19 protein-coding genes are annotated in these 19,117 nt (G+C 69.6%); 9 read left to right on the top strand and 10 right to left on the bottom strand.

Annotated elements, in window-relative coordinates; all coding sequences use genetic code 11:
- The first annotated feature begins 4 nt into the window (after window positions 1-4).
- Window positions 5-1,786: an ABC transporter ATP-binding protein/permease gene (locus ACO073_RS01905; RefSeq protein WP_421997371.1), complete on the top strand. Its 1,782-nt coding sequence runs from the start codon at window positions 5-7 to the stop codon at window positions 1,784-1,786.
- A 79-nt stretch (window positions 1,787-1,865) separates the two neighbouring features.
- On the opposite strand, the gene ACO073_RS01900 is transcribed toward ACO073_RS01905, so the two are convergent.
- Window positions 1,866-2,351, bottom strand: coding sequence for a DUF3237 domain-containing protein (locus tag ACO073_RS01900; RefSeq protein ID WP_421994708.1), 486 nt, complete (start codon window positions 2,349-2,351; stop codon window positions 1,866-1,868).
- A gap of 25 nt (window positions 2,352-2,376) precedes the next feature.
- Here ACO073_RS01900 and ACO073_RS01895 point away from each other — a divergent pair, with 25 nt between their 5' ends.
- Window positions 2,377-2,847 (top strand): GNAT family N-acetyltransferase, encoded by a 471-nt coding sequence (locus tag ACO073_RS01895; protein WP_421994706.1) that lies wholly within the window; start codon window positions 2,377-2,379, stop codon window positions 2,845-2,847.
- On the opposite strand, the gene ACO073_RS01890 is transcribed toward ACO073_RS01895, so the two are convergent.
- A complete protein-coding gene (locus tag ACO073_RS01890) occupies window positions 2,844-3,287 on the bottom strand; it encodes an ion channel (RefSeq protein ID WP_421994704.1) in 444 nt (147 codons plus the stop codon). The two genes, ACO073_RS01895 and ACO073_RS01890, sit on opposite strands and share 4 nt — an antisense overlap.
- A 1-nt stretch (window position 3,288) precedes the next feature.
- Window positions 3,289-4,479 carry an acyl-CoA dehydrogenase family protein gene (locus ACO073_RS01885; protein WP_421994702.1) on the bottom strand — a complete coding sequence of 397 codons (1,191 nt, stop codon included), beginning with the start codon at window positions 4,477-4,479 and terminating at the stop codon, window positions 3,289-3,291.
- A gap of 60 nt (window positions 4,480-4,539) precedes the next feature.
- Between ACO073_RS01885 and ACO073_RS01880 the strand changes: the two genes are divergently transcribed.
- Complete coding sequence (locus ACO073_RS01880) at window positions 4,540-5,508, top strand: Bug family tripartite tricarboxylate transporter substrate binding protein (protein ID WP_421994700.1); 969 nt, start codon at window positions 4,540-4,542, stop codon at window positions 5,506-5,508.
- Window positions 5,509-5,518: 10 nt separating this feature from the next.
- Window positions 5,519-6,289, top strand: a complete 771-nt coding sequence (locus ACO073_RS01875; protein ID WP_421994698.1) for an aspartate/glutamate racemase family protein — start codon at window positions 5,519-5,521, stop codon at window positions 6,287-6,289.
- Between the two features lie 76 nt (window positions 6,290-6,365).
- Here ACO073_RS01875 and ACO073_RS01870 read toward each other — a convergent pair whose 3' ends face one another.
- Together ACO073_RS01870 and ACO073_RS01865 are read right to left on the bottom strand one after the other, a co-directional pair.
- Window positions 6,366-7,958 carry a GMC family oxidoreductase gene (locus ACO073_RS01870; RefSeq protein WP_421994696.1) on the bottom strand — a complete coding sequence of 531 codons (1,593 nt, stop codon included), beginning with the start codon at window positions 7,956-7,958 and terminating at the stop codon, window positions 6,366-6,368.
- Between the two features lie 11 nt (window positions 7,959-7,969).
- Complete coding sequence (locus ACO073_RS01865) at window positions 7,970-9,397, bottom strand: FAD/NAD(P)-binding protein (protein ID WP_421994694.1); 1,428 nt, start codon at window positions 9,395-9,397, stop codon at window positions 7,970-7,972.
- An 88-nt stretch (window positions 9,398-9,485) separates the two neighbouring features.
- Between ACO073_RS01865 and ACO073_RS01860 the strand changes: the two genes are divergently transcribed.
- Complete coding sequence (locus ACO073_RS01860; protein ID WP_421994692.1) at window positions 9,486-10,118, top strand: 2-hydroxychromene-2-carboxylate isomerase; 633 nt, start codon at window positions 9,486-9,488, stop codon at window positions 10,116-10,118.
- An 11-nt stretch (window positions 10,119-10,129) separates the two neighbouring features.
- On the top strand, window positions 10,130-11,782 hold the full coding sequence (locus ACO073_RS01855) for a thiamine pyrophosphate-binding protein (protein WP_421994690.1): 1,653 nt from the start codon (window positions 10,130-10,132) through the stop codon (window positions 11,780-11,782).
- Between the two features lie 28 nt (window positions 11,783-11,810).
- Here the strand turns inward: ACO073_RS01855 and ACO073_RS01850 are convergent, their stop codons facing one another.
- Genes ACO073_RS01850 through ACO073_RS01840 form a run of 3 tightly spaced genes read right to left on the bottom strand, consistent with a single transcriptional unit; the run spans window position 11,811 to window position 13,873 of the window.
- A complete protein-coding gene (locus tag ACO073_RS01850) occupies window positions 11,811-12,719 on the bottom strand; it encodes a hypothetical protein (protein WP_421994689.1) in 909 nt (302 codons plus the stop codon).
- A 55-nt stretch (window positions 12,720-12,774) separates the two neighbouring features.
- A complete protein-coding gene (locus tag ACO073_RS01845) occupies window positions 12,775-13,482 on the bottom strand; it encodes a hypothetical protein (RefSeq protein ID WP_421994687.1) in 708 nt (235 codons plus the stop codon).
- Window positions 13,483-13,486: 4 nt separating this feature from the next.
- Window positions 13,487-13,873, bottom strand: coding sequence for a hypothetical protein (locus ACO073_RS01840; RefSeq protein WP_421994685.1), 387 nt, complete (start codon window positions 13,871-13,873; stop codon window positions 13,487-13,489).
- Between the two features lie 144 nt (window positions 13,874-14,017).
- Here ACO073_RS01840 and ACO073_RS01835 point away from each other — a divergent pair, with 144 nt between their 5' ends.
- Complete coding sequence (locus ACO073_RS01835) at window positions 14,018-15,322, top strand: histidine-type phosphatase (protein ID WP_421994683.1); 1,305 nt, start codon at window positions 14,018-14,020, stop codon at window positions 15,320-15,322.
- Between the two features lie 17 nt (window positions 15,323-15,339).
- Here ACO073_RS01835 and ACO073_RS01830 read toward each other — a convergent pair whose 3' ends face one another.
- Complete coding sequence (locus ACO073_RS01830) at window positions 15,340-15,549, bottom strand: hypothetical protein (protein WP_421994681.1); 210 nt, start codon at window positions 15,547-15,549, stop codon at window positions 15,340-15,342.
- A 150-nt stretch (window positions 15,550-15,699) separates the two neighbouring features.
- Complete coding sequence (locus ACO073_RS01825; RefSeq protein ID WP_421994679.1) at window positions 15,700-16,428, bottom strand: transporter substrate-binding domain-containing protein; 729 nt, start codon at window positions 16,426-16,428, stop codon at window positions 15,700-15,702.
- 42 nt (window positions 16,429-16,470) lie between these two features.
- On the opposite strand from ACO073_RS01825, the gene ACO073_RS01820 reads away from it, so the two are divergent.
- Together ACO073_RS01820 and ACO073_RS01815 are read left to right on the top strand one after the other, a co-directional pair.
- Window positions 16,471-18,000: a carboxylesterase/lipase family protein gene (locus ACO073_RS01820; protein WP_421994677.1), complete on the top strand. Its 1,530-nt coding sequence runs from the start codon at window positions 16,471-16,473 to the stop codon at window positions 17,998-18,000.
- Complete coding sequence (locus ACO073_RS01815) at window positions 17,997-19,100, top strand: enolase C-terminal domain-like protein (protein WP_421994675.1); 1,104 nt, start codon at window positions 17,997-17,999, stop codon at window positions 19,098-19,100. The genes ACO073_RS01820 and ACO073_RS01815 overlap by 4 nt, the downstream gene beginning before the upstream one ends.
- Window positions 19,101-19,117 lie beyond the last annotated feature (17 nt).

The raw sequence follows: 19,117 nt of genomic DNA, 5'->3' as shown, positions 1-19,117 counted from the left end.
GACCGTGCCCGGGCGGCGGGCGATGGCCTGGACGCTCACCGCCGGCATGCTCGCGTTCGGCGTCATCAACGTCGCCATTGCGCTCTGGCTTAACATCTGGAACCGGGACTTCTTCAACGCCCTGGACCAGCGCAACACCGCCCAGCTCATCCATCAGCTCTATATCCTGGCGGCGATCGTCGTTTCGGGCGGCGTGTCGGTCGCGATCCATCTCCACATCAGGCGGCGGCTGCAGATCGACTGGAGGAGCTGGCTCACCCAGGTCACGACGCGGCGCTGGCTGGACGACGGGCGGCAGTACCAGCTCGGGCTGCTGGCCGAGGAATGCGACAATCCCGACGGCCGCATCGCCGAGGACATCCGCGTCGCCACCGAGCTCGCAGTCGAATTCGCGCAGAGCATCCTGCAGTGCGTGCTCCAGCTCGTGACCTTCCTCAGCGTTCTGTGGGTGCTGTCGGGCGCCTTGCCGATCCGCATCGGCTCGCTCGAGTTCGAGCTGCCGGGCTACATGGTCTGGGCGGCGGTCCTGTACGCGCTGTTCGGATCCATCCTGACCTATGCGCTGGGCCGCGGCCTGATCGAGGCCGGCAATATCCGCCAGGGGCGCGAGGCCGACGTGCGCTCCGTGCTGATCCGGGCCCGCGAGAACGCCGAAGGCATCGCCCTGATGCGCGGCGAGGCCGACGAGCGCGGGCGCCTGCAGGAGGCGATGGGCGACCTGCGCGGCGCCTGGCACACCCAGACCCGGGGCCAGGGAAGCCTCGCCCTGCTGACCAGCGCGCTCGCCTATATGGCGCCGATCGTGCCGATCGTCGTCGCCCTGCCGCGCTATCTCGGCGGCGAACTGCAGCTCGGCGGGCTGATGCAGACGGCCCAGGCCTTCTCCAGCGTGCAGTGGGCGCTGTCGTGGCTGATCGACAATTTCCCGCGCTTCGCCGACTGGCGCGCCTCGACCGACCGCGTGGTCCACCTGCACACCGCGCTGCACGACCTCGAGGACACGCTCGACACGCCGGCCGGCGAGCATATCGACGTCACGCCCGGCGACAGCGACCGGCTGGTGTTGCGCGAGGTCGGCCTGTCGCGGCCGGATGGCGAGGCGCTGGTCGCCGAGGCCGAGGTCGAGATCCAGCCCGGCGAGCGCGTCCTGATCCGGGGCCAGTCGGGCAGCGGCAAGAGCACCATCATGCGCGCGATCGCCGGCGTCTGGCCGTGGGGCCGCGGCGCCGTCCAGCTGCCGCGCGGCAGCATCGCCTTCATGCCGCAGAAGCCCTACTTCCCGCTGGGCACGCTGCGCGACGTGCTGCTCTATCCGGAGGAGCCCACCGGAATTGCCGACGACCGGCTGCGCGAGGCGCTGCATCTGGTCGGGCTCGACCATCTGCGCGGCCGCCTCGACGAGGAGGAGCGCTGGGACCACATCCTGTCGGGCGGCGAGCAGCAGCGCGTCGCCTTCGCCCGGGTGCTGATCCACCAGCCGGCCTGGGTGTTCATGGACGAGGCGACGTCGGCCCTCGACGATGCCGGCCAAGCCAACATCATGCGCCTGCTGATCGAGAAGCTGCCCGGCACGGCGGTCGTCAGCATCGGCCATCGGCCCGGCCTGGAGGCCTTCCACACCCGCGAACTGTTCCTGGAGCCGGGGGTGGGCGGCGCCCAGCTGCGGGCCCGCGAGCAGCCCCACGGGCTGCGCGACCTCTATCGGCGCATGGCCGCCACCAGCCGGGCGGAGATCGGCAAGCCGAGCTTCTGGCGAACCCTGCGCAAGAACCTGATCGGCGGATAAAGCGCGCTGCGCATGTCTTGAAGCTGTCGGGGCGCGGACCTTCAAGTCCGCAAAGGTACGCTACGCAGACGCGCGCCTTTCACAGGACCTCGTGGAAGCCGATGGCGACGCGGTCGGGCGCGCGTGTCGCCACGCCGACGAAGGTCGCGCGCTCCAACCATTTCAGCGACGGCTCCGAGGTCTCGAAGCGCGGCGCCGTGCGGAAGTAGTAGCTGTCGGGGGGCACCGTCTCGCCGCGCGACAGGCGGGCCAGGATCTCGGGGCCGGCGATGCGCAGCCCCTCGTTCTGGACGTAGACGAGCGCGCCCGCCTCGCTCCGGATCGTGTAGCGGGCCACCACCTCGATGGTGCCGTCGGGCCGCACGACCTGCCAGTCGGCGCCGCCCGGCAGGATCTCGCCGCTGAGCCGCGGCCCGTGCACCTCGCCGCCCAGGATGTCGATGATGCGGCGATGGCCGCGGGCCGTCTGCCCGAGGTCCTGCAGCGGCGCGACCCTGGCCTTTATGGCAAAAGCGAAGCGCAGCGGCGGCGCGGTGGCGATGAAGCGGTCGATGTCGTCGCTCATGGCGGGTCCCCGTCAGGAGGGCAGGATGGAAGAGACCAGACTAGAGCTGCGGCGCGCCGAGGCAACCGATGCGGCGGCGATCCGCGACCTCACGCGGTCGGCCTACGCCAAATGGGTGCCGCTGATCGGCCGCGAGCCCAAGCCGATGAGCGCGGACTACGACGCGGCGGTGCAGGCGCATCGCTTCGACCTCCTCCTCGCGAACGGCGTGCTCGCCGCCCTGATCGAGACCATCGCGGAGCCCGACCATCTGCTGGTCGAGAACGTGGCGGTGTCGCCCGACTTCCAGGGACGTGGCTTCGGCCGCCGGCTGATGGCCCATGCCGAGGCGCTGGCGCTCGCGGCCGGCTACGGCGAGATCCGCCTCTACACCAACCAGCGCTTCGCCGAGAACGTCGCGCTCTACCGCAAGCTGGGCTATCGCGTGGACCGCGAGGAGGATGTCGGCGTCGGCATCGCCGTCCAAATGAGCAAGCGCCTTCAGGAGGCAGGCTAGCCCTGCGGCCGCCGGTCGGCGCGCTGGACCACCGAGACCAGCAGGGCGGTCGACCAGCCGAACATCATCATGCCGGCCGCCGATTCGAAGGCGCCGATCAGGCGGTGCGACGGCGGCAGGGTGAGCTCGTTGGCGCCGAGCGTCGTGAAGCTCGCCAGCGAGAAGTAGAGCGCGTTGCCGAAGCTCCCGAACTCGCCCCAGGCATCGTAGTAGAGCGCCGCCCACATCATGACCTGCAGCACGTGGCCGATCAGCAGGATCACCACCGCGGTGACGCTGTGGGTCAGCATGTAGAAGGTCGGGTAGCGCGTCTGCGGCGGCGACGGCAGGAGGCGCAGCGTGCCGCTGAGCACGAGCTGCGCCACCACCTGGATCACGCCCGTGGCGCCGACCATGACGACGCCGCGGACGAGCAGCGACATCGAGCCGTCGAGCTCCATGTCAGGCGGCCTTGTCGCGTTCCTGGCCCTTCTGCTGGGGCTTGCCCAGCAAGTGGTCGGAGATGATGCGCTGCTGGATCTCCGAGGTGCCCTCGAAGATCTTGGTCAGCCGCGCGTCGCGCCAGTAGCGCTCGACGGCGTGCAGGGTCGTGTAGCCCGCGCCGCCGAAGACCTGCAGCGCCTCGGAGGTGACCCGCTCGGCCATCTCCGAGGCGAAGAGCTTGACCATCGCCGCCTCCTTGTCGCAGCGGCGCTTCTGGTCGATCTCGTCGCACACGAAGTACATGAGCTGCCGCGCCGCCTCGATGTCGGTCGCCATGCGCGCGAGCCGGAAGCGGGTGTTCTGGAAGTCGCCGATCGCCTGGCCGAACTGGCGGCGCTCCTGGGCATAGGCGGTGGCGTCCTCGAGGGCGCCGCGGGCCAGCCCGATCGAGCGCGCGGCGGTGTGGGCGCGGGCGCGCTCCAGCCCGGCCGAGATGTAGTAGAAGGCGCGGCCTTCCTCGCCGATCAGGGCCGAGCCGGGCAGGCGGCAATCGTCGAAGGCGAGCTCCCAAGTCTTCCAGCCGAAATAGCCGATCTTGGGGATCGGCGCGCCCTTGACGCCGGGCGGCAGCGTGCCGCGCGGCTTCTCGATCAGGAACGACGACAGGCCGACATGCTTGCGCTTGGGGTCGGGCGAATCGGACGTGCGCGCCACCAGCATGATGTAGTCGGCGCCGTCGGCGAAGGTGCACCAGTACTTGTTGCCGTTGATCACCCAGTCGTCGCCGTCGCGGCGGGCCCGGCAGGCGATGCTGCCGAGGTCGGAGCCGACATTGGGCTCCGACATCGCGGCCGCGCCCAGGAACTCGCCGCGGGCGGCGCGCGGCAGGAAGACGGCGCGCTGCGCGTCGGTCATGCCGCGCCCGGCCGATAGGCCGTTGCCGCGGGCGATGATCGAGGCGACGCTCATCCAGGCGCGCGCCAGCTCCTCGGTGATCAGGCAGTACTCGAAGACGCCGAGGCCCAGCCCGCCATACTCCTCGGGGATGACGATGCCGAAATAGCCCATGTCGGCCAGCTTCTGGATCAGCTCCGGCGGTATGTCGCCCTTCTCCGGGTCGAGCCGGTTGGCGACCGGCAGGACCTCCTTCATGGCGAAGGCGCGGGCCGTCTCCTGGATCAGCCGGCGTTCTTCGGTCATGTAACCCATGGCAATTCTCCCTTCGTTGCCCCAGCATAGCAGCCAATGCAGCGATTTCCGGAGACGACGATGCTCAAGGCCCTGATGGGTTCATTCGCCGCGTTCTTCCTCTCTGCGGCCGGAGCAATGGCGCAGGACTGGCCGGCGCGGCCGATCACGCTCTACATGGGCTTCCCGGCGGGTTCCGGGGTCGACGTCATCGCCCGCCTGCTGCAGCCGTCGCTGGAGAAGACCCTGGGGCAGCGGCTGGTCATCGACTACAAGAGCGGCGCCGGCGGCAACCTCGCCTCCGAGACCGTCGCCAATGCCAAGGCCGACGGCTACACGTTCCTCCTCGGTACGGCGGCGACGCACGGGGTCAATGCCGCGCTCTACAGCAAGCTGCCGTTCGACGTGGAGCGGGACTTCACGCCGATCGCGCCCATCGTCGACGTGCCCAACGTGCTGGCGATCAACCCGGCGGTGATCGACGCGACCAACGTCCAGGACTTCATCGCCAAGGTGAAGGCGGCGCCCGGTCGCTACAGCTATGCCTCGACCGGCAACGGCACCGGCACCCATCTCGCCTTCGCGGCCTTCAATGCCCAGGCGGGGCTGAACATGGTGCATGTGCCGTACAAGGGGGGACCGGACGCCACCAACTCCGTGCTCAAGGGCGAGACCTGCTGCGTGTTCGCGCTGCTTCAGGCCATGATGCAGCATGCCAAGGCGGGTAAGGTGCGGCTGCTGGGCGTGACGACGGCGCACCGGGTCGGTGCCATGCCGGACCTGCCGACCATCGCCGAGCAGGGCCTGCCCGGCTACGAAAGCTACATCTGGTTCGGCGTCTTCGCACCCAAGGGACTCGACGCGGCGATCGCGGCCCGGATGAATGCGGCGCTCAAGACGGCGATCGAGGATCCCGAGGTCAACCGGAAGATGGTCGAACTCGGCAACACGCCGCGCTACGAGACGCTGGACCAGTTCAAGGCGACGGTGGCGAAGGATCGCGCCCGGTGGGCGCAGGTCGTCAAGTCGGTCGGCGCGACCATCGATTGAGGAGGGCCGGATGACGGTCTCGTCGATGGCGCGCGGCGGCAAGGCGATCTATGGCGCGCCGCTCGGCATCCTGATGCTGGAGGCGCGCTTCCCCCGCATCCCGGGCGACATGGGCAATGCGGCGACCTGGCCGTTCCCCGTCCTCTACCGCGTCGTGCGCGGCGCCAGCCCGGAACGCGTGGTGATGCAGGGCGCGCGCGGCCTGCTGCAGGACTTCGTCGCGGCCGCCACCGACCTGGTCGACCTCGGCGCCGAGGCGATCACGACGAATTGCGGCTTCCTGTCGATCTTCCAGCGCGAGATCGCCGCCGCGGTCGGCGTGCCGGTCGCCACCTCGTCGCTGATGCAGGTGCCCTGGGTGCAGGCCACCTTGCCGCCCGGCCGGCGGGTCGGCATCGTGACGGTGAGCGCCGGGTCGCTGACGCCGGCCCATCTCGAGGCGGCCGGCGTGCCGCTCGATGCGCCGATCGCCGGCACCGAGAACGGGCGCGAATTCTTCCGCGTGCTGATCAAGGGCGAGAAGCAGGACATGGATGTCGACCTGGCGCGCGAGGACGTGGTCGGCGCGGGCCGCGAGCTGGTGGCGCGCCATCCCGAGATCGGCGCCATCGTGCTCGAATGCACCAACATGCCGCCCTATGCGGCGGCCCTGCAGGCGGCGGTGGGCCTGCCGGTCTACGACATCTATTCGCTGGTCACCTGGTTCCACGCCGGGCTGCGGCCGCGGGCGTTCATCCAGTCATCATGCTCCTCTCCCCCGCTCGGGGGAGAGGTCGGGTGAGGGGGCACATTGGCGTCGTCCCCCTCTCCTAGCCTCTCCCCCAAGCGGGAGAGGAACATGAGCATGATTGGCAATCCTAGCGCGCGTCCTCGGCGATCATGGTGGCGCCCTTCTCGCCGATCATGATGGTGGGCGCGTTGGTGTTGCCGGTGGTGAGCGTCGGCATCACCGAGGCGTCGATCACCCTCAAGCCCTCGATCCCGTGCACGCGCAGCCGCGAATCGACGACGGCGCGCGGGTCCTCGCCCATCTTGCAGGTGCCGACCGGGTGGTAGAGCGTGTTGCCGGCGCGGCGGGCATAGGCCAGCAGGTCGGCATCGCTCTGCACGTCCGGACCGGGCTGGATCTCGCCCCGGCTGTGCTGACTGAGCGCCGGCGCGGCGAAGATGCGGCGCACGTGGCGCGTGCCCGACAGCAGCGCCAGCTCGTCGGTGCGCGTCGAGAGGTAGTTGGGCTTGATCGCCGGCCGGGCGAACGGGTCGGCCGATGCCGCCATGATGGTGCCGCGGCTGTCGGGCTTCACGACACAGACCACGCAGCTCATGCCGGGCTGCTCGTCGAGCTGGCCGAACTTCAGCGGATGGGTGCTGCCCGGCGTGAACAGGAGCTGCAGGTCGGGCGAGGCGAGCCCCTCGCGGCTGTCGCAGAAGACCTGCGCGGTGGTGACGCCGAAGGTGAGCGCGCCCTTGCCGGTCAGCGCGAAGCGGACGATCTCGGGCAGCACGCGCGGGAAGCGGGCGATCTCGTTCACCGTCTCGGTGCCGTGCACGCGGTGCACGACGCGGATCACGTAGTGATCGACCAGGTTGGCGCCGACCCCGGGCAGGTCGTGCACCACCGGGATGCCGAGCGCCTGGAGGTGCGCCGCCGGCCCGATGCCGGAGATCTGCAGGATGTGCGGCGAGTTGATGGCGCCGCCCGCCACGATCACCTCGCGGTTGGCCTTGACCGTGGTGATGTTGCCGCCGCGGCGGAAGGTGACGCCGGTGCAGCGCTTGCCCTCGAAGGTGAGGGTGCCGCCCTGCGCCTCGGTCTCGATCCTCAGGTTGGCGCGGCCGCGCGCCTCGCGCAGGTAGGTCTGAGCCGTCGAGCCGCGGAAGCGGCCGCGCCGCGTCATCTGCGAATAGCCGACGCCCTCGCGCTGCCGGCCGTTGAGGTCGGGATTGAACGGGAAGCCGGCCTGCTGCGCGGCCTCCACGAAGCGATGGGTGAGGGGCAGGATGGTGCGGTAGTCCTCGACCTTGAGCGGACCGCCCTGGCCACGCACTTCGGGATCACCGCCCTGCACGTAGTGCTCGGATTTGCGGAAGTAGGGCAGCACGTCGTCCCAGCTCCAGCCGCGGCAGCCCATCTGGGCCCAGCCGTCGAAGTCGGCCGGCGCGCCGCGCACGTAGAGCATGCCGTTGATCGACGACGAGCCGCCGAGCGTACGGCCGCGCGGCCATTCCATGCGCCGCTCGCCGGTACCCGCCTCGGGCTCGGTCGTGTAGTTCCAGTTGACCAGCGGATTGCGGATCAGCGAGCGCATGCCCGCCGGGATGTGGATCATGGGATGCCAGTCGCTGGGACCGGCTTCCAGCAGGATCACCGAGGCGCCGGTCTCCGACAGCCGGGCCGCGACCGTACAGCCGGCCGAGCCGGCGCCGACGACGACATAATCCGCCTGCATGGGCGTTCTCCCTAAAGTGTCCCCGTTCTCTTGTCGCGGGGTACGAAGTAATCGGTGGGCTGCAGCTCGGGATCCTCGAGATCGACCATCGCCTGCACGTGATGGGCGACATCGTCGCGGAAGAGCTTGTGCGAGATTTCGCGCGACAGCCGGGTCGCGCCGAAGAAGATGCCCGGAATGTCGCCGGCCAGCGCGCCCAGGCTGAGGATGCTGCCCCAGTTGAACAGGTGGATGCGCGAGAGGAGCGGCGTCCGGGCGGCGGTCTTCTCCAGAAGCTCGAAGCCCGGCCCGAGATAGGGGTAGCGCGCCGCCTCGTCGTTGGCGGCCGCCTCCGCGGGCGGCCGGACGTCGCGCCACAGGCGGATATTGTCGGCGAAGGCCGCCAGCGGTGCCACGCGCGCGAGGTCGACGTCGAAGCCGGTGCCGAACAGCACCGCGTCGAACCGCTCGCTCGTCTTCGTCGTCTTCACCGTGACGCCGTCGCCCTCGACGACGACGTCGAGCCAGGGCTCGCCGAAGCGGAAGGAGAAGCCCGGCAGCTTCTGCACCCGCAGCACCGATTCGTGCGGCGGCGGCGAACCGGCGGCCAGCATGTAGGTGTAGATCTTCCAGCGCCAGTCGTCGTCGAGCTCGGCCTGGCCGCGCTGGAAGCCGGGGAAGGAGATGCCCTTGGCCTTGTTGACCTGCGGCAGGTGGGACCGGCGGGCGTAGCAGATCGCCTCGCGGGCGCCGCCCTCCAGGGCCGTCGCGGCATTGTCGATGGCGGTGGCCAGCACGCCCAGGATGCCGATGCGCTTGCCGGCCAGCGCGGCGAAATCGATTTCCTCGAGCGTGTGGTGGACGCGGCCCTGCCGCTTCGGATCCTCCGGATCGAACGACGGGAAACGCGGCCAGCGGAAGCCGCCCGATCCGTCGCGCCCGTTGGCCAGCACGACGTGGCGCGCCTGGACGCGCTCGCCAGTCGACAGCGTGGCCGCCAGCAGGTCGCCGGCCGGTTCCAGCCGCAGCAGCTCGACTCCGTTGTCGACGGCCAGGCCCACGACCTGGCGCACCCACAGGAGATAGGCGAGCCAGTCGAGGCGCGCGATCTTGTACAGCCGCTCCCAGCCGTCCTCGCCATGCTGCGCCTCGTACCAGGCGCGGAAGGTCAGCGAGGGGATCCCGAGGTCGGGCCCGGTCAGGTGCTTGGGCGAGCGCAGGATGGGCATGCGCGCGGTGGTGTTCCACGGTCCCTCGCGGCCGCGCGTCTCGCGCTCGACGACGCGGATGTTGCGGATGCCTTCGCGCAGCAGGGCGAAGCCGGCCGTCTGGCCGCACATGCCGGCGCCGACGACCAGCACGTCGAGGACCCGGCTGCCGTCGGTTGCGGTCCGTTCGGGAACCCAGTTGGCCGGCGGAAAATTCAGGCGGGCGAGGTCGTGGCGCGCGATCCGTTCCAACGCTTGCAGACCTTCGGATTGGCGCTCGACAAGACCGACCATACCGTGCTTCTCACCCTCAGCCGATTCCCATAGCAGGGACGGGGAGATGATTGAACTGCCGTGCTTCTACAGCCTGTCCTCGCCGTGGGCCTATTTCATGGGCCCGCAGCTCGAGGACATCGTGCGCCGACACAAGGTGCGGCTGGTCCTGAAGCCGTTCGACTTCCAGGAGATCGTGCCGCGCACCGGCGGCGTGCCGCTGCGCACCCGGCCGCCGGCCCGGCGCTCGTATCACCATGAGGAACTGGATCGCTGGCGGCACTACCTGCAGATGCCGCTCAACCTGAAGCCGCGCCACTACCCGGAGAAGGTGACCGATCCCGACTGGAACAAGCGGCCGGGCTGGATGGTGATCGCCGCCCAGCTCCAGGGGCTCGACGCCTTCCGGCTGAGCCACGCGCTGTTGCGCGCCTTGTGGGCGGAGGAGCGCGACACGGCCGCCGCCGAGGTGAGGATCCAGGTGGCCGATGAGAACGGTCTCGACGGTCGCGCCCTGCAGGCGGCCGAGACCAGCGCACCGGTGCAGGACGCCTACCGCCGGTTCACGCAGGAGGCCGAAGCGGCGGAGGTGTTCGGCGCACCGACCTTCATCGTCGACGGCGTGCGCTACTGGGGTCAGGACCGGCTGGGATTCGTCGACCGCGCGCTCGAGGCGCTGCGGGCCAAACAAGGGAACTGAAGGGGGAAGCAATGCGCGGTCGTCAGGTTTTCATGGAGACGCTGCTGGCCCACGGCGTCGATCGCATCTTCGGCAATCCGGGCACGACCGAGAGCCCGCTGCTCGATTCGCTGCTCGACTATCCGCAGCTCCAGTACATCGTGCACCTGCACGAGGGCGTGGCGGTCGGCGCCGCCAACTTCTACGCCCAGGCGAGCGGCAAGACCGCGTTCGTGAACCTGCACGTGGCGCCTGGCCTCGGCAACGCCATCGGCATGATCTACAGCGCGCTGAAGAACGGCTCGCCCATGGTCGTGACGGCCGGCCAGCAGGACACGCGCATGCGCCTGCGCGATCCGGTGCTGGGCCACGACCTCGCCGCCATGGCCGCGCCGGTCACCAAGTGGAGCGTGCAGGTCGAGAGCGCCGACGAGCTGGGGCCGATCCTGCAGCGCGCCTTCAAGATCGCCAACGAGGCGCCGGCCGGTCCGGTCTTCGTCGCGCTGCCGATCAACGTCATGGAGCAGGAGACCGCGATCCCGGCCGGCCGGCCCGCGACCCTGTACCCGGCGAGCCGCCCCGATCCGGCCGGCATCGAGGCGATGGCGCGCCTGATCATTGCGGCGCAGAACCCGACGATCGTGGCCGGCGACGACGTGGCCCGCGCCGGCGCCGGGCCGGCGCTGGAGAAGCTGGTCGAGCGCATCGGCGCGTCGGTGTGGTTCGAAGGCTTGCGCGGGCGCAATTCCTTCCCGACCGACCATCCGGCCTATCGCGGCACGCTGGCCTTCGACGCGCCGGGCGTCGCCAAGCAGCTCGCCGACCACGACCTCGTGCTGCTGCTGGGCGGGCCGTTCTTCGAGGAGGTCTGGTACGGGCCGGGTTCGCCCTTCCCGCCGGGCTGCAAGGTCCTGCAGGTCGAGGCGGCGCCGCCGCGGCTTGCCTACAATTTCGCCGTCGACGCCGGCGTCGTGGCCGATGTCGGCGCCGCGCTGGAGGCGCTGTGGCAGGCCACGACCGGCATCAACGGCGCGGCGGCCCGCGCGCGGCAGGACGGTTTCCGCCAGCGCCAGCAGGCCGACGACGCCGCCCAGAAGGCGCGGGTGCAGAAGGCCTGGTCGCGCACGCCGATCTCGATGCCGCGGGTGATGGCGGAGCTGAAGGCCGGCGCGCCGGCCGACGTCGTGGTGGTCGACGAGACGATCACGGCCAACCTCGACCTCTTCAAGACCTTCACCTTCAAGGGACGGGGCGACTATTTCAGCGGCCGCGGCGGCGGCATCGGCCAGGGCGTGGCCGGCGCCATCGGCGTGGCGGTGGCCGAGCCCGGCCGGCCGATCCTCTGCGTCTCCGGCGACGGCTCCACGATGTACTCGATCCAGGCGCTGTGGACGGCGGCGCACCACGAGCTGCCGATCGTGTTCGTGATCCTGGCGAACCGCGAGTACCGCGTGCTGAAGCACAATATCGACGCCTACCGCGCGCGCTTCGACGTCAAGTCCAACAAGCCCTACATGCACATGGACCTGAGCGGTCCCGTGATGGGCTTCGTCGACCTGGCGAAGGGGATGGGCGTCGCGGGCACGCACGTCACCCGGGCGGAGGACATCCAGCCGGCGCTGGCGGCTGCCTTCAGGTCGGGCAAGCCGCACCTGCTCGAGATCGAGATCGAAGGCAAGCGGTAGGGGCTGTCCTCCTGCGCCAGGCCGCAGCTTACTTCGCGCCCGCTCCTGCCTTGGCCGCGCCGTCGCGCGTGCCGGGATAGGTGGCGGTGAACCCGAAGTCGTTCGTCAGGGCGTCGGGCAGCGCGAGCTTGTCGAGATCGGCAAGGCTGGCGGTCTTGGCCGGCTTGATGCCGAGCAGCAGGGGCCCCTTCGGGTCCTGCCAGTCGCCGACGAAGGAGGCCACGGCATCCAGCGCCTTCAGGGTCGTCGGCCCCTGCGCCGCGGCGAAGGCGGCCAGCAGCGTGAGGCCGGTGTTCACAAGCTCCTTGGGCTCGACCTTCTCCTCCTTGGCCCAGGCTGGCACGAGCCGGGCGAGCAGGCCCTTGTCGTCGATCGTGAGGTCCGCCTTGCGCACCCGTCCGTCGTCCTTGGCTTCGGCGATGTCGCTGATCCCGTCGACGACGACGGACAATGCGAGCCGGGCCTGGCCGCGCATGCCGATTTCCAGGGTCTTGACGTCGAGCACCTTGGTCGCCGGATCGAGCGCATAGTCGAGCGTGAGGTCGAACGGCGCCCTGGGGACGCCATAGGGCTGCAGGGCGGTGAAGAGCTCGTCGTCGCCGGTCATGCCCTCGAGCTTCAGCTTGGCGAAGCGGGGCGTGTTGTCGCCGTCCTTCTTCAGGCGATCGAAGTCCAGCGCCTCGACGGTCACCTTCTCGATCTTGACGGTGCTTTCCTTGTCGCCCGTGGCCTCGTTGGCCGGCACGACGGCAACCACGTCGTTCAGGACGAAGCCGGCATCGCCGAGCGGCTCCGCCTTCGCATAGGTGAAGCTCTTCAGCTCGAACTGCGGCTTGACCTCCTTCTCGAAGCGGTCGAGGCCGTTCTGCGCCGCCGTCCCGGTCGCCAGGACGAGGGACAGCAGGAGCCAGGAGACGGCTGCCAGGATCAGGCGCATGCGAATTCCTCAAGGTTGACGGCGGACCCTATCATCGGGTCCCGTCGGCGGCGACTCACGGTCTCGCGTCCAGCTCGTCGAGTTGCTGCGCGTACTGGCGTTCGAAGCGCTCGTTGGCCATGAGCACGAGGCCGAACGTCACGACGAGGATGAAGACGGTCGTGGCATAGTTGCCGTAGTTCCGGATCGTCGCCCAGTCGGCGATGTCCAGGAGCCCCATCCCCACGAGCGTGACCGCTGCCGCCCGCATCAGCGGGACCAGCGCGATCCCGGCCAGGGCGATCGCTGCCACCGACCGGCTGCGCAGGCCGTCGAGCCGCCGCCCTCGCCATGTTTCCCAGGCCGCGGCGGTGGTCAGGCTGAACACGAACAGCGAGAACACGATCGACTGCGCACGCACGCCCGGCCCGGCCTTCCAGGCCAGCACGAAGAGCAGGACGAAGACCGTGGTGATCGCCACCGTGGTCGCGGCCATGAGCTCGGACGCCAGCGACGGATCGTTGAACCGGCGCATGCTCACCCACATCGCCGCGAACCCCGCAACGTAGAGCGCATTGCCGGTCAGGATCAGGCGGAACGACGTATCGGGACCGCGCAGGCTGTAGAGATAGCTTCCGGCGCTGCCGAGCAGCAGCGCGAGCGCCCAGCCGCGCAGTCCCGGGCCGCCGCGATGATGGTACCAGGTCAGCAGGGACACGCCGGCCGAGACCAGGGTGACGATCACGCTGATGAGGTTGAGCGTCGGGAGATTGAGACTGGGCACGATTCTAGCGGGCGGCGGACGGAACGGGCTGCTGGTCGAGCCACTGCCGGGCGGCGTGCAGCTCGCGGAAGATCTTCAGCGGCCGTCGCACGGCGGCAGCCCGGGCGAAGGTCTCGGCCTGGGCGAAACTCTCGTCCGACGCCGCGACGATGGCCAGCGGGCCGACCTGGCCGTGCTGGGCGTAGAAAATGACCTTCTGGCCGAGCGTCCGCAGATTGTCCTCCGAGAGGGCGGCCGGCGCGTGGGTGATCTCGAATATCTTGCGGTAGGCCATCGCGCCCGCTGCCGTCACGCCGGCAAAATACTGCTCGATGTCGGCGGCCGTGACCTCGTCCTTGGTGACGGCAACCACCAGTTTCTGTGGATGGGAGATCGTCCAGTGGACAGGCATCGAATGAAGCCTACCACCGACATCGGCCTGCGGCCACGGTGGCCGCCTGTCAGCGATGCCGCGGGGCCCGCTCCGCCATCGGCCGCGACGAAGACAGGTGCGTCCCGGGGACGGGACCGGCATAGTCCGGGACCGGGGGGTATCATGCGAATCCTGCTTCATCTTGCCGTCATGCTGTCCCTGCTGCCCGCGGGCGCGGCGCTCGCCCAGGTCCAGCCGATTCCGAAGGGCTGGCAGATGGAGCGGGCCGTGCTGCTCAGCCTGCATGGCGTGCGCGCGCCGGAGACGCCGAACGACGGGCTCGACCGCCATTCCGCCACGCCCTGGCCGACCTGGTCCGTCCAGCCCGGCGAGCTGACGGCGCGCGGCGCCGAGCTGATGAAGCTGATGGGCGGCTTCTATCGCGTCCTCTATGGCGGGCGCGGCCTCATTCAGGCCGACGACTGTCCGCCCGTCGGCTCGGTCTCCGCCTGGACCGACACCGACCAGCGCAGCCGGATGACCGGATTGGCGATCCTGTCCGGCATGTATCCCCGCTGCAGCCGCGACATGAGCCTTTCCCATCCGCCGACGGCCGCGGATCCGCTCTTCCATCCGACGCCCAGCGCGCGGTGCCCGATGGATGCCGCGAGCAACCGGCAAGCCGTGCTCGACCGCATCGGCGGCGACTTCAGCTCCGTGCAGCGCGAGTACGCCTCGCAACTGTCGCTCATCCAGGCCACGCTCTGCCCGCCGTCGCTGGTTCGTCCGGGCAGCCAGTGCGGCCTGTCGACCCGGGCATCCGCGGTCGAGAGCGCGGCCGACGGCTCCGTCCGCCTCGTCGGCCCCATCGCCACGGCCGCGGATGCGGCCGAGGATTTCCTGATGGAGGATGCCGAGGGACTGCCGCCCGACCAGGTCGCCTGGGGCAGGCTCTCGGGCGAGGGACAGCTACAGGATGCGCTGAAGATCCGGCGCCTCGAGATCGACCTCGTGGCCAAGACCCTGCCGATCGCCCGCCAGCGAGGCTCCAGCCTGCTTTCCCAGATCGGCGCGACGCTGAAGGACGGTCACGACTTCCCCGGTCATCCCAAGGTCGCGCAACCGGTCCGCCTGGCCCTGCTGGTCGGGCAGGTCACCAACGTCGCCAACGTCGCTCGCCTGCTGAACCTGCGCTGGCAGATCACCGGTTTCCAGCCGAACGAGATCGTGCCGGGGGGTGCGCTCGCGTTCGAGATGATGCGCGACGTCAAGACCTCGCGGCAGTATGTGCGCGTGGCCTACTACGCCCAGACGATGGAGCAGATGCGTGCCGTGGCGCGTCTCGATGCTCCGCATCCGCCGGGCATGGTCGAGGTCGCGCTGCCGGCCTGCCAGGCCGATCTCTACGAGCAGGCCTGCCCGCTGGAGCGTTTCGTCGAGATCGTGGGGCAGGCGGTCGACCCGGGTTGCCTCCCGGCGAGGCCCTGACGGCGGCCTGCGGCCGGTCATCGATCCGATACCAGCCGTTCGCGGCCGATCGCCGTCACCTTCATCCCGTCGGTCGCCGTTTCGATCAGGCCGAGATCGAGCAGGCGGCAGCGATGTTCTTGGGGAATCTCCCGGTTGGTTTCGTGCAGCGCGCGCAGCGCGGCCAGGGCCGTCTGGCTGAGCGGGGCCACAAGCCCACGGGGCGCGGTTCGAATGTTGCGAACCATCGTGTCGTCTCCTGTCTGTCATGCACAAGGCGCGCTTTGCGCGATGCGATGAAAACGCAAGACGACGGGCGAAGGTTTTCGCCAGAATTCAGATATGCGGCGGAACCGCCATAGTTTCGCCGATGTGAAGAGGCGCAGCGCGGGCCGGTCTCAGGCTGCGGGCGGCGCCACCGACAGGCCCCTGACGCGATGGCGTTCGATGAGGCGGCCGACCAGGCCCGAGCGCTTCGCTTCCTCGACGAACGACGAGAGGAAGGCCGCGCCGGCCGTGTTGGACTTCGCGGTCCCGACAGCCTGCTGCACGGCGGTGAACTTGCCGTCGAGGATCTTCAGCTCCGGATGCTTCTCGAGATCCTTGAGAAGGCCGGGCCGCAGGCCCGCGAGCGCTTCGAGCTTCTCGTTCACGAACGTGTTGAACGCGCCCTCGAGTCCGGACACCGGCATCAGCGTCGCATGCTTGATGTTGTTCTCCAGCCAGAGGCCGTAGGCGGAGCGCGCCGATACGGCGATGCGAACGCCCTTGCGATCGACATCGGCGATCGACGCGAGAGGAGAGCCGGGGGGCACCATGTAGGTCGCCTCGATCTCGACATAGGCCGCGGTGAAGGCGATGGTCGCCGCGCGCTGCGGTTCGGCGCCGATCAGGCCGATGTCCCACACATCCTTGCCCGACTGGTCGGCGAGTTCGCCCGGCGACTTGAAGGTGACGTACTTGACCGGCACGCCGAGCGCCTTGGCGATCTCGCTCGCCATGTCCGGCGCCACGCCCTCGGGGTCGCCGCTCGCGCTGCGTCCCGTCACGAGCAGGAAGTTGGAGAGGTTGATTCCGGCACGCAGCACGCCGGTCGGTGCTAGTTCGGCTCGGGCTTTGTCTGTCATGCCGGCAGTCTATACTGAACGGCCAAGGGGAGCGAAGCGCACATGAATGACGTCGTCATCGAGACTGCGAGCGGCAAGGTGCGCGGCGTCGCCGAGCGCGGCGTCTCGATCTTCAAGGGAATTCCCTATGCTCGCGCGCCGGTGGGCGAACGGCGGTTTCGACCGCCGGAAGCGCCGGACCCCTGGAGCGGCGTGCGCGAGGCGCTGGGCTACGGCAACCGCGCGATCCAGAGCGAGAACGTGTTCGGCCTGCCCGACGACCTGCTGGCGCTCTTCACCCTGGGCGGCGTCGAGAAGCGCGACGAGGATTGCCTCTACCTCAACGCCTGGAGCTCGGCCGGCGGCCGCGCCAAGCCGGTGCTGTTCTGGTGCCATGGCGGCGCGTTCATCACCGGCTCCGGCTCCTCGCCGTGGAGCGACGGCGCCAACCTCTGCCGGCTCGACGACGTTGTCGTCGTCTCCTTCAACCATCGGCTGGGGGCGCTGGGCTACCTCCATCTCGAGGACATCGCGCCGGGCTTCGAAGGCAGCGGGACGGCCGGCGTCATGGACATCGTCGCGGCGCTGCGCTGGGTGCGCGACAACATCGCGGCGTTCGGCGGCGACCCCGGCAACGTGACCATCTTCGGCGAATCGGGCGGCGGCGCGAAGGTGAGCGTGCTGATGGCGCTGCCGTCGGCGCAGGGCCTGTTCCACAAGGCGATCATCCAGAGCGGTCCTGCGGTGCAGATGGCCAACCGCGAAGACGGCACGCGCACCGCCCGCCAGGTCCTGGCGCAGCTCGGACTAGAACCGGGCGAGGCCAACCGCCTGCGCGAGCTGCCGGCGGCACGCATCCTCGAGGCCCAGGCTGCCGTGCAGGCCGGCGTCGGCCGCGCGAGCTTCGCCGATCGGCGCCGGCTGGGTTTCAACCCCGTGATCGATGGCAAGGTCTTTCCCGGCGGGCCCTTCGCACCGCGCGCGCCCGACGTCTCTTCCGGGGTGCCGCTGATGATTGGCTCGAACAAGGACGAGATGACCCTGTTCCTCGGCCATCTCGACTGGGTGCGCGACGCCACCTTCGACAATCTTCCCGCGGCGCTCGCCGGCTACCTGGGCGACCGCGCGGCCGAGGTTGTCGCGGCCTATCGCGCCGCCCGCCCGGATGCGCCGGCCGACGATATCGGCCTCTCGATCGTCTCGGATCTCGGCGTCCGGTCGCTGTCGCTCCTGATGGCCGAGCGCAAGCTCGCGCAGGCCGCGGCGCCGGTCTTCGTCTACTACTTCGCCTGGGAGACGCCGGTGCTCGGGGGCCGGCTCCGCTCCTGCCACACGCTCGAGATTCCCTTCGTCTTCTCCAATCTGGAGAGCGCCGAACTGACCGGCGAGGACCCGGCGCGCCTGGCGCTGGGCGAGACGATGAGCCGGGCCTGGATTGCCTTCGCCCGCACCGGCCGGCCAGGGCATGCCGGACTTCCCGCCTGGCCGGCCTATGATCGGGAGCGGCGCCCGACGATGGTGTTCGACGATACCTGCCGCCTCGAGGACGATCCCCGCGCGGGCGAGCGGCGGGTCTGGGAGCAGAAGCCATGAAGATCACCGACGTCACGCTGACGCTTTTTGCCTGGGACGACATCCCGCCCACCCAGTACGGCCAGCACAGCAAGTTCGCCGGCTCGAGCGCGCTCGGGCTGCTGCGCATCGCGACCGACGAGGGCGTCGAGGGACACGCCTTCCTCGGCTCGGCCTCCAACTCGGCGGCCGTCGACGGGCAGGGGCTGATCACCCATCTCAAGCCGATGCTGATGGGACGCAATCCGCTGCATCGCGAGGCGCTGGTGGTCGACCTCTGGAAGCGGCAGCGTCCGGCCGGCGTGCGGGCGATCGGCGCCGTCGACGTTGCCCTGTGGGACCTTCTGGGCAAGGCGGTGGGGCAGCCAATCCATCGCCTGCTCGGCACCTATCGCGAGGCCGTGCCGGCCTACGCCAGCTCGGCGGTCCTGGCCTCGCCCGGCGCCTATGCCGACGAGGCGACGCGGTTCAAGGAGAGCGGCTGGGCCGCCTACAAGATCCATCCGCCGACCCGCTGGCGCGAGGATGTCGAGGTCTGCCGCGCCGTACGCCGCGCGGTCGGCAACTTCACCATCATGCTCGATTCGACCTGGGCCTACGACTATCCGACGGCGCTGCGGGTCGGGCGCGTCGCCGAGGAGCTGGCGTTCCACTGGTACGAGGATCCGCTCGCCGACCAGGACGTCTACAACTACGTCAAGCTGAAGCAGCATCTCTCGATTCCCATCCTGGCGACCGAGTATCCGATCGCCGGCCTCGATTCGTACCAGCCATGGATCATGATGCAGGCGACCGACTTCCTGCGCGGCGACGTCGCGGTGAAGGGTGGCATCACGACCCTGGTGAAGGCGGCACACCTCGCCGAGGCCTTCCGGATGAACTACGAGGTCCATCACGGCGGCAACTCGCTGAACAACATCGCCAACCTGCACGTCATCGCATCGCTGAAGAACACGGAGTTCTTCGAGGTGCTGCTGCCGGACGGCGCCCAGAAGTACGGGCTGGAAGAGGACATCGTCGTCGGCCCGGACGGGATGGTCCACGTGCCCAACGGCCCGGGCCTGGGGGCCGCGATCGACTTCAAGCTCATCGAGCGCAAGAAGGTCGCGGTCCTGGCCTGACTCGCCGCGCCGCGTCC

The organism is Reyranella sp. (assembly GCF_965229815.1).
Lineage (GTDB): Bacteria > Pseudomonadota > Alphaproteobacteria > Reyranellales > Reyranellaceae > Reyranella.
Note: the sequence above shows the minus strand (reverse complement) of the source record. Positions and strands in the feature narration are given on the sequence as shown.

Excerpts from the sequence above, each read along its gene's own strand:
- ACO073_RS01900 (WP_421994708.1), bottom strand. The coding sequence starts at position 2,351 with ATGAGCGACGACATCGACCGCTTCATCGCCACCGCGCCGCCGCTGCGC.
- ACO073_RS01895 (WP_421994706.1), top strand. The coding sequence starts at position 2,377 with ATGGAAGAGACCAGACTAGAGCTGCGGCGCGCCGAGGCAACCGATGCG.
- ACO073_RS01890 (WP_421994704.1), bottom strand. The coding sequence starts at position 3,287 with ATGGAGCTCGACGGCTCGATGTCGCTGCTCGTCCGCGGCGTCGTCATG.
- ACO073_RS01885 (WP_421994702.1), bottom strand. The coding sequence starts at position 4,479 with ATGGGTTACATGACCGAAGAACGCCGGCTGATCCAGGAGACGGCCCGC.
- ACO073_RS01880 (WP_421994700.1), top strand. The coding sequence starts at position 4,540 with ATGCTCAAGGCCCTGATGGGTTCATTCGCCGCGTTCTTCCTCTCTGCG.
- ACO073_RS01875 (WP_421994698.1), top strand. The coding sequence starts at position 5,519 with ATGACGGTCTCGTCGATGGCGCGCGGCGGCAAGGCGATCTATGGCGCG.
- ACO073_RS01870 (WP_421994696.1), bottom strand. The coding sequence starts at position 7,958 with ATGCAGGCGGATTATGTCGTCGTCGGCGCCGGCTCGGCCGGCTGTACG.
- ACO073_RS01860 (WP_421994692.1), top strand. The coding sequence starts at position 9,486 with ATGATTGAACTGCCGTGCTTCTACAGCCTGTCCTCGCCGTGGGCCTAT.
- ACO073_RS01855 (WP_421994690.1), top strand. The coding sequence starts at position 10,130 with ATGCGCGGTCGTCAGGTTTTCATGGAGACGCTGCTGGCCCACGGCGTC.
- ACO073_RS01850 (WP_421994689.1), bottom strand. The coding sequence starts at position 12,719 with ATGCGCCTGATCCTGGCAGCCGTCTCCTGGCTCCTGCTGTCCCTCGTC.
- ACO073_RS01840 (WP_421994685.1), bottom strand. The coding sequence starts at position 13,873 with ATGCCTGTCCACTGGACGATCTCCCATCCACAGAAACTGGTGGTTGCC.
- ACO073_RS01835 (WP_421994683.1), top strand. The coding sequence starts at position 14,018 with ATGCGAATCCTGCTTCATCTTGCCGTCATGCTGTCCCTGCTGCCCGCG.
- ACO073_RS01830 (WP_421994681.1), bottom strand. The coding sequence starts at position 15,549 with ATGGTTCGCAACATTCGAACCGCGCCCCGTGGGCTTGTGGCCCCGCTC.
- ACO073_RS01825 (WP_421994679.1), bottom strand. The coding sequence starts at position 16,428 with ATGACAGACAAAGCCCGAGCCGAACTAGCACCGACCGGCGTGCTGCGT.
- ACO073_RS01820 (WP_421994677.1), top strand. The coding sequence starts at position 16,471 with ATGAATGACGTCGTCATCGAGACTGCGAGCGGCAAGGTGCGCGGCGTC.
- ACO073_RS01815 (WP_421994675.1), top strand. The coding sequence starts at position 17,997 with ATGAAGATCACCGACGTCACGCTGACGCTTTTTGCCTGGGACGACATC.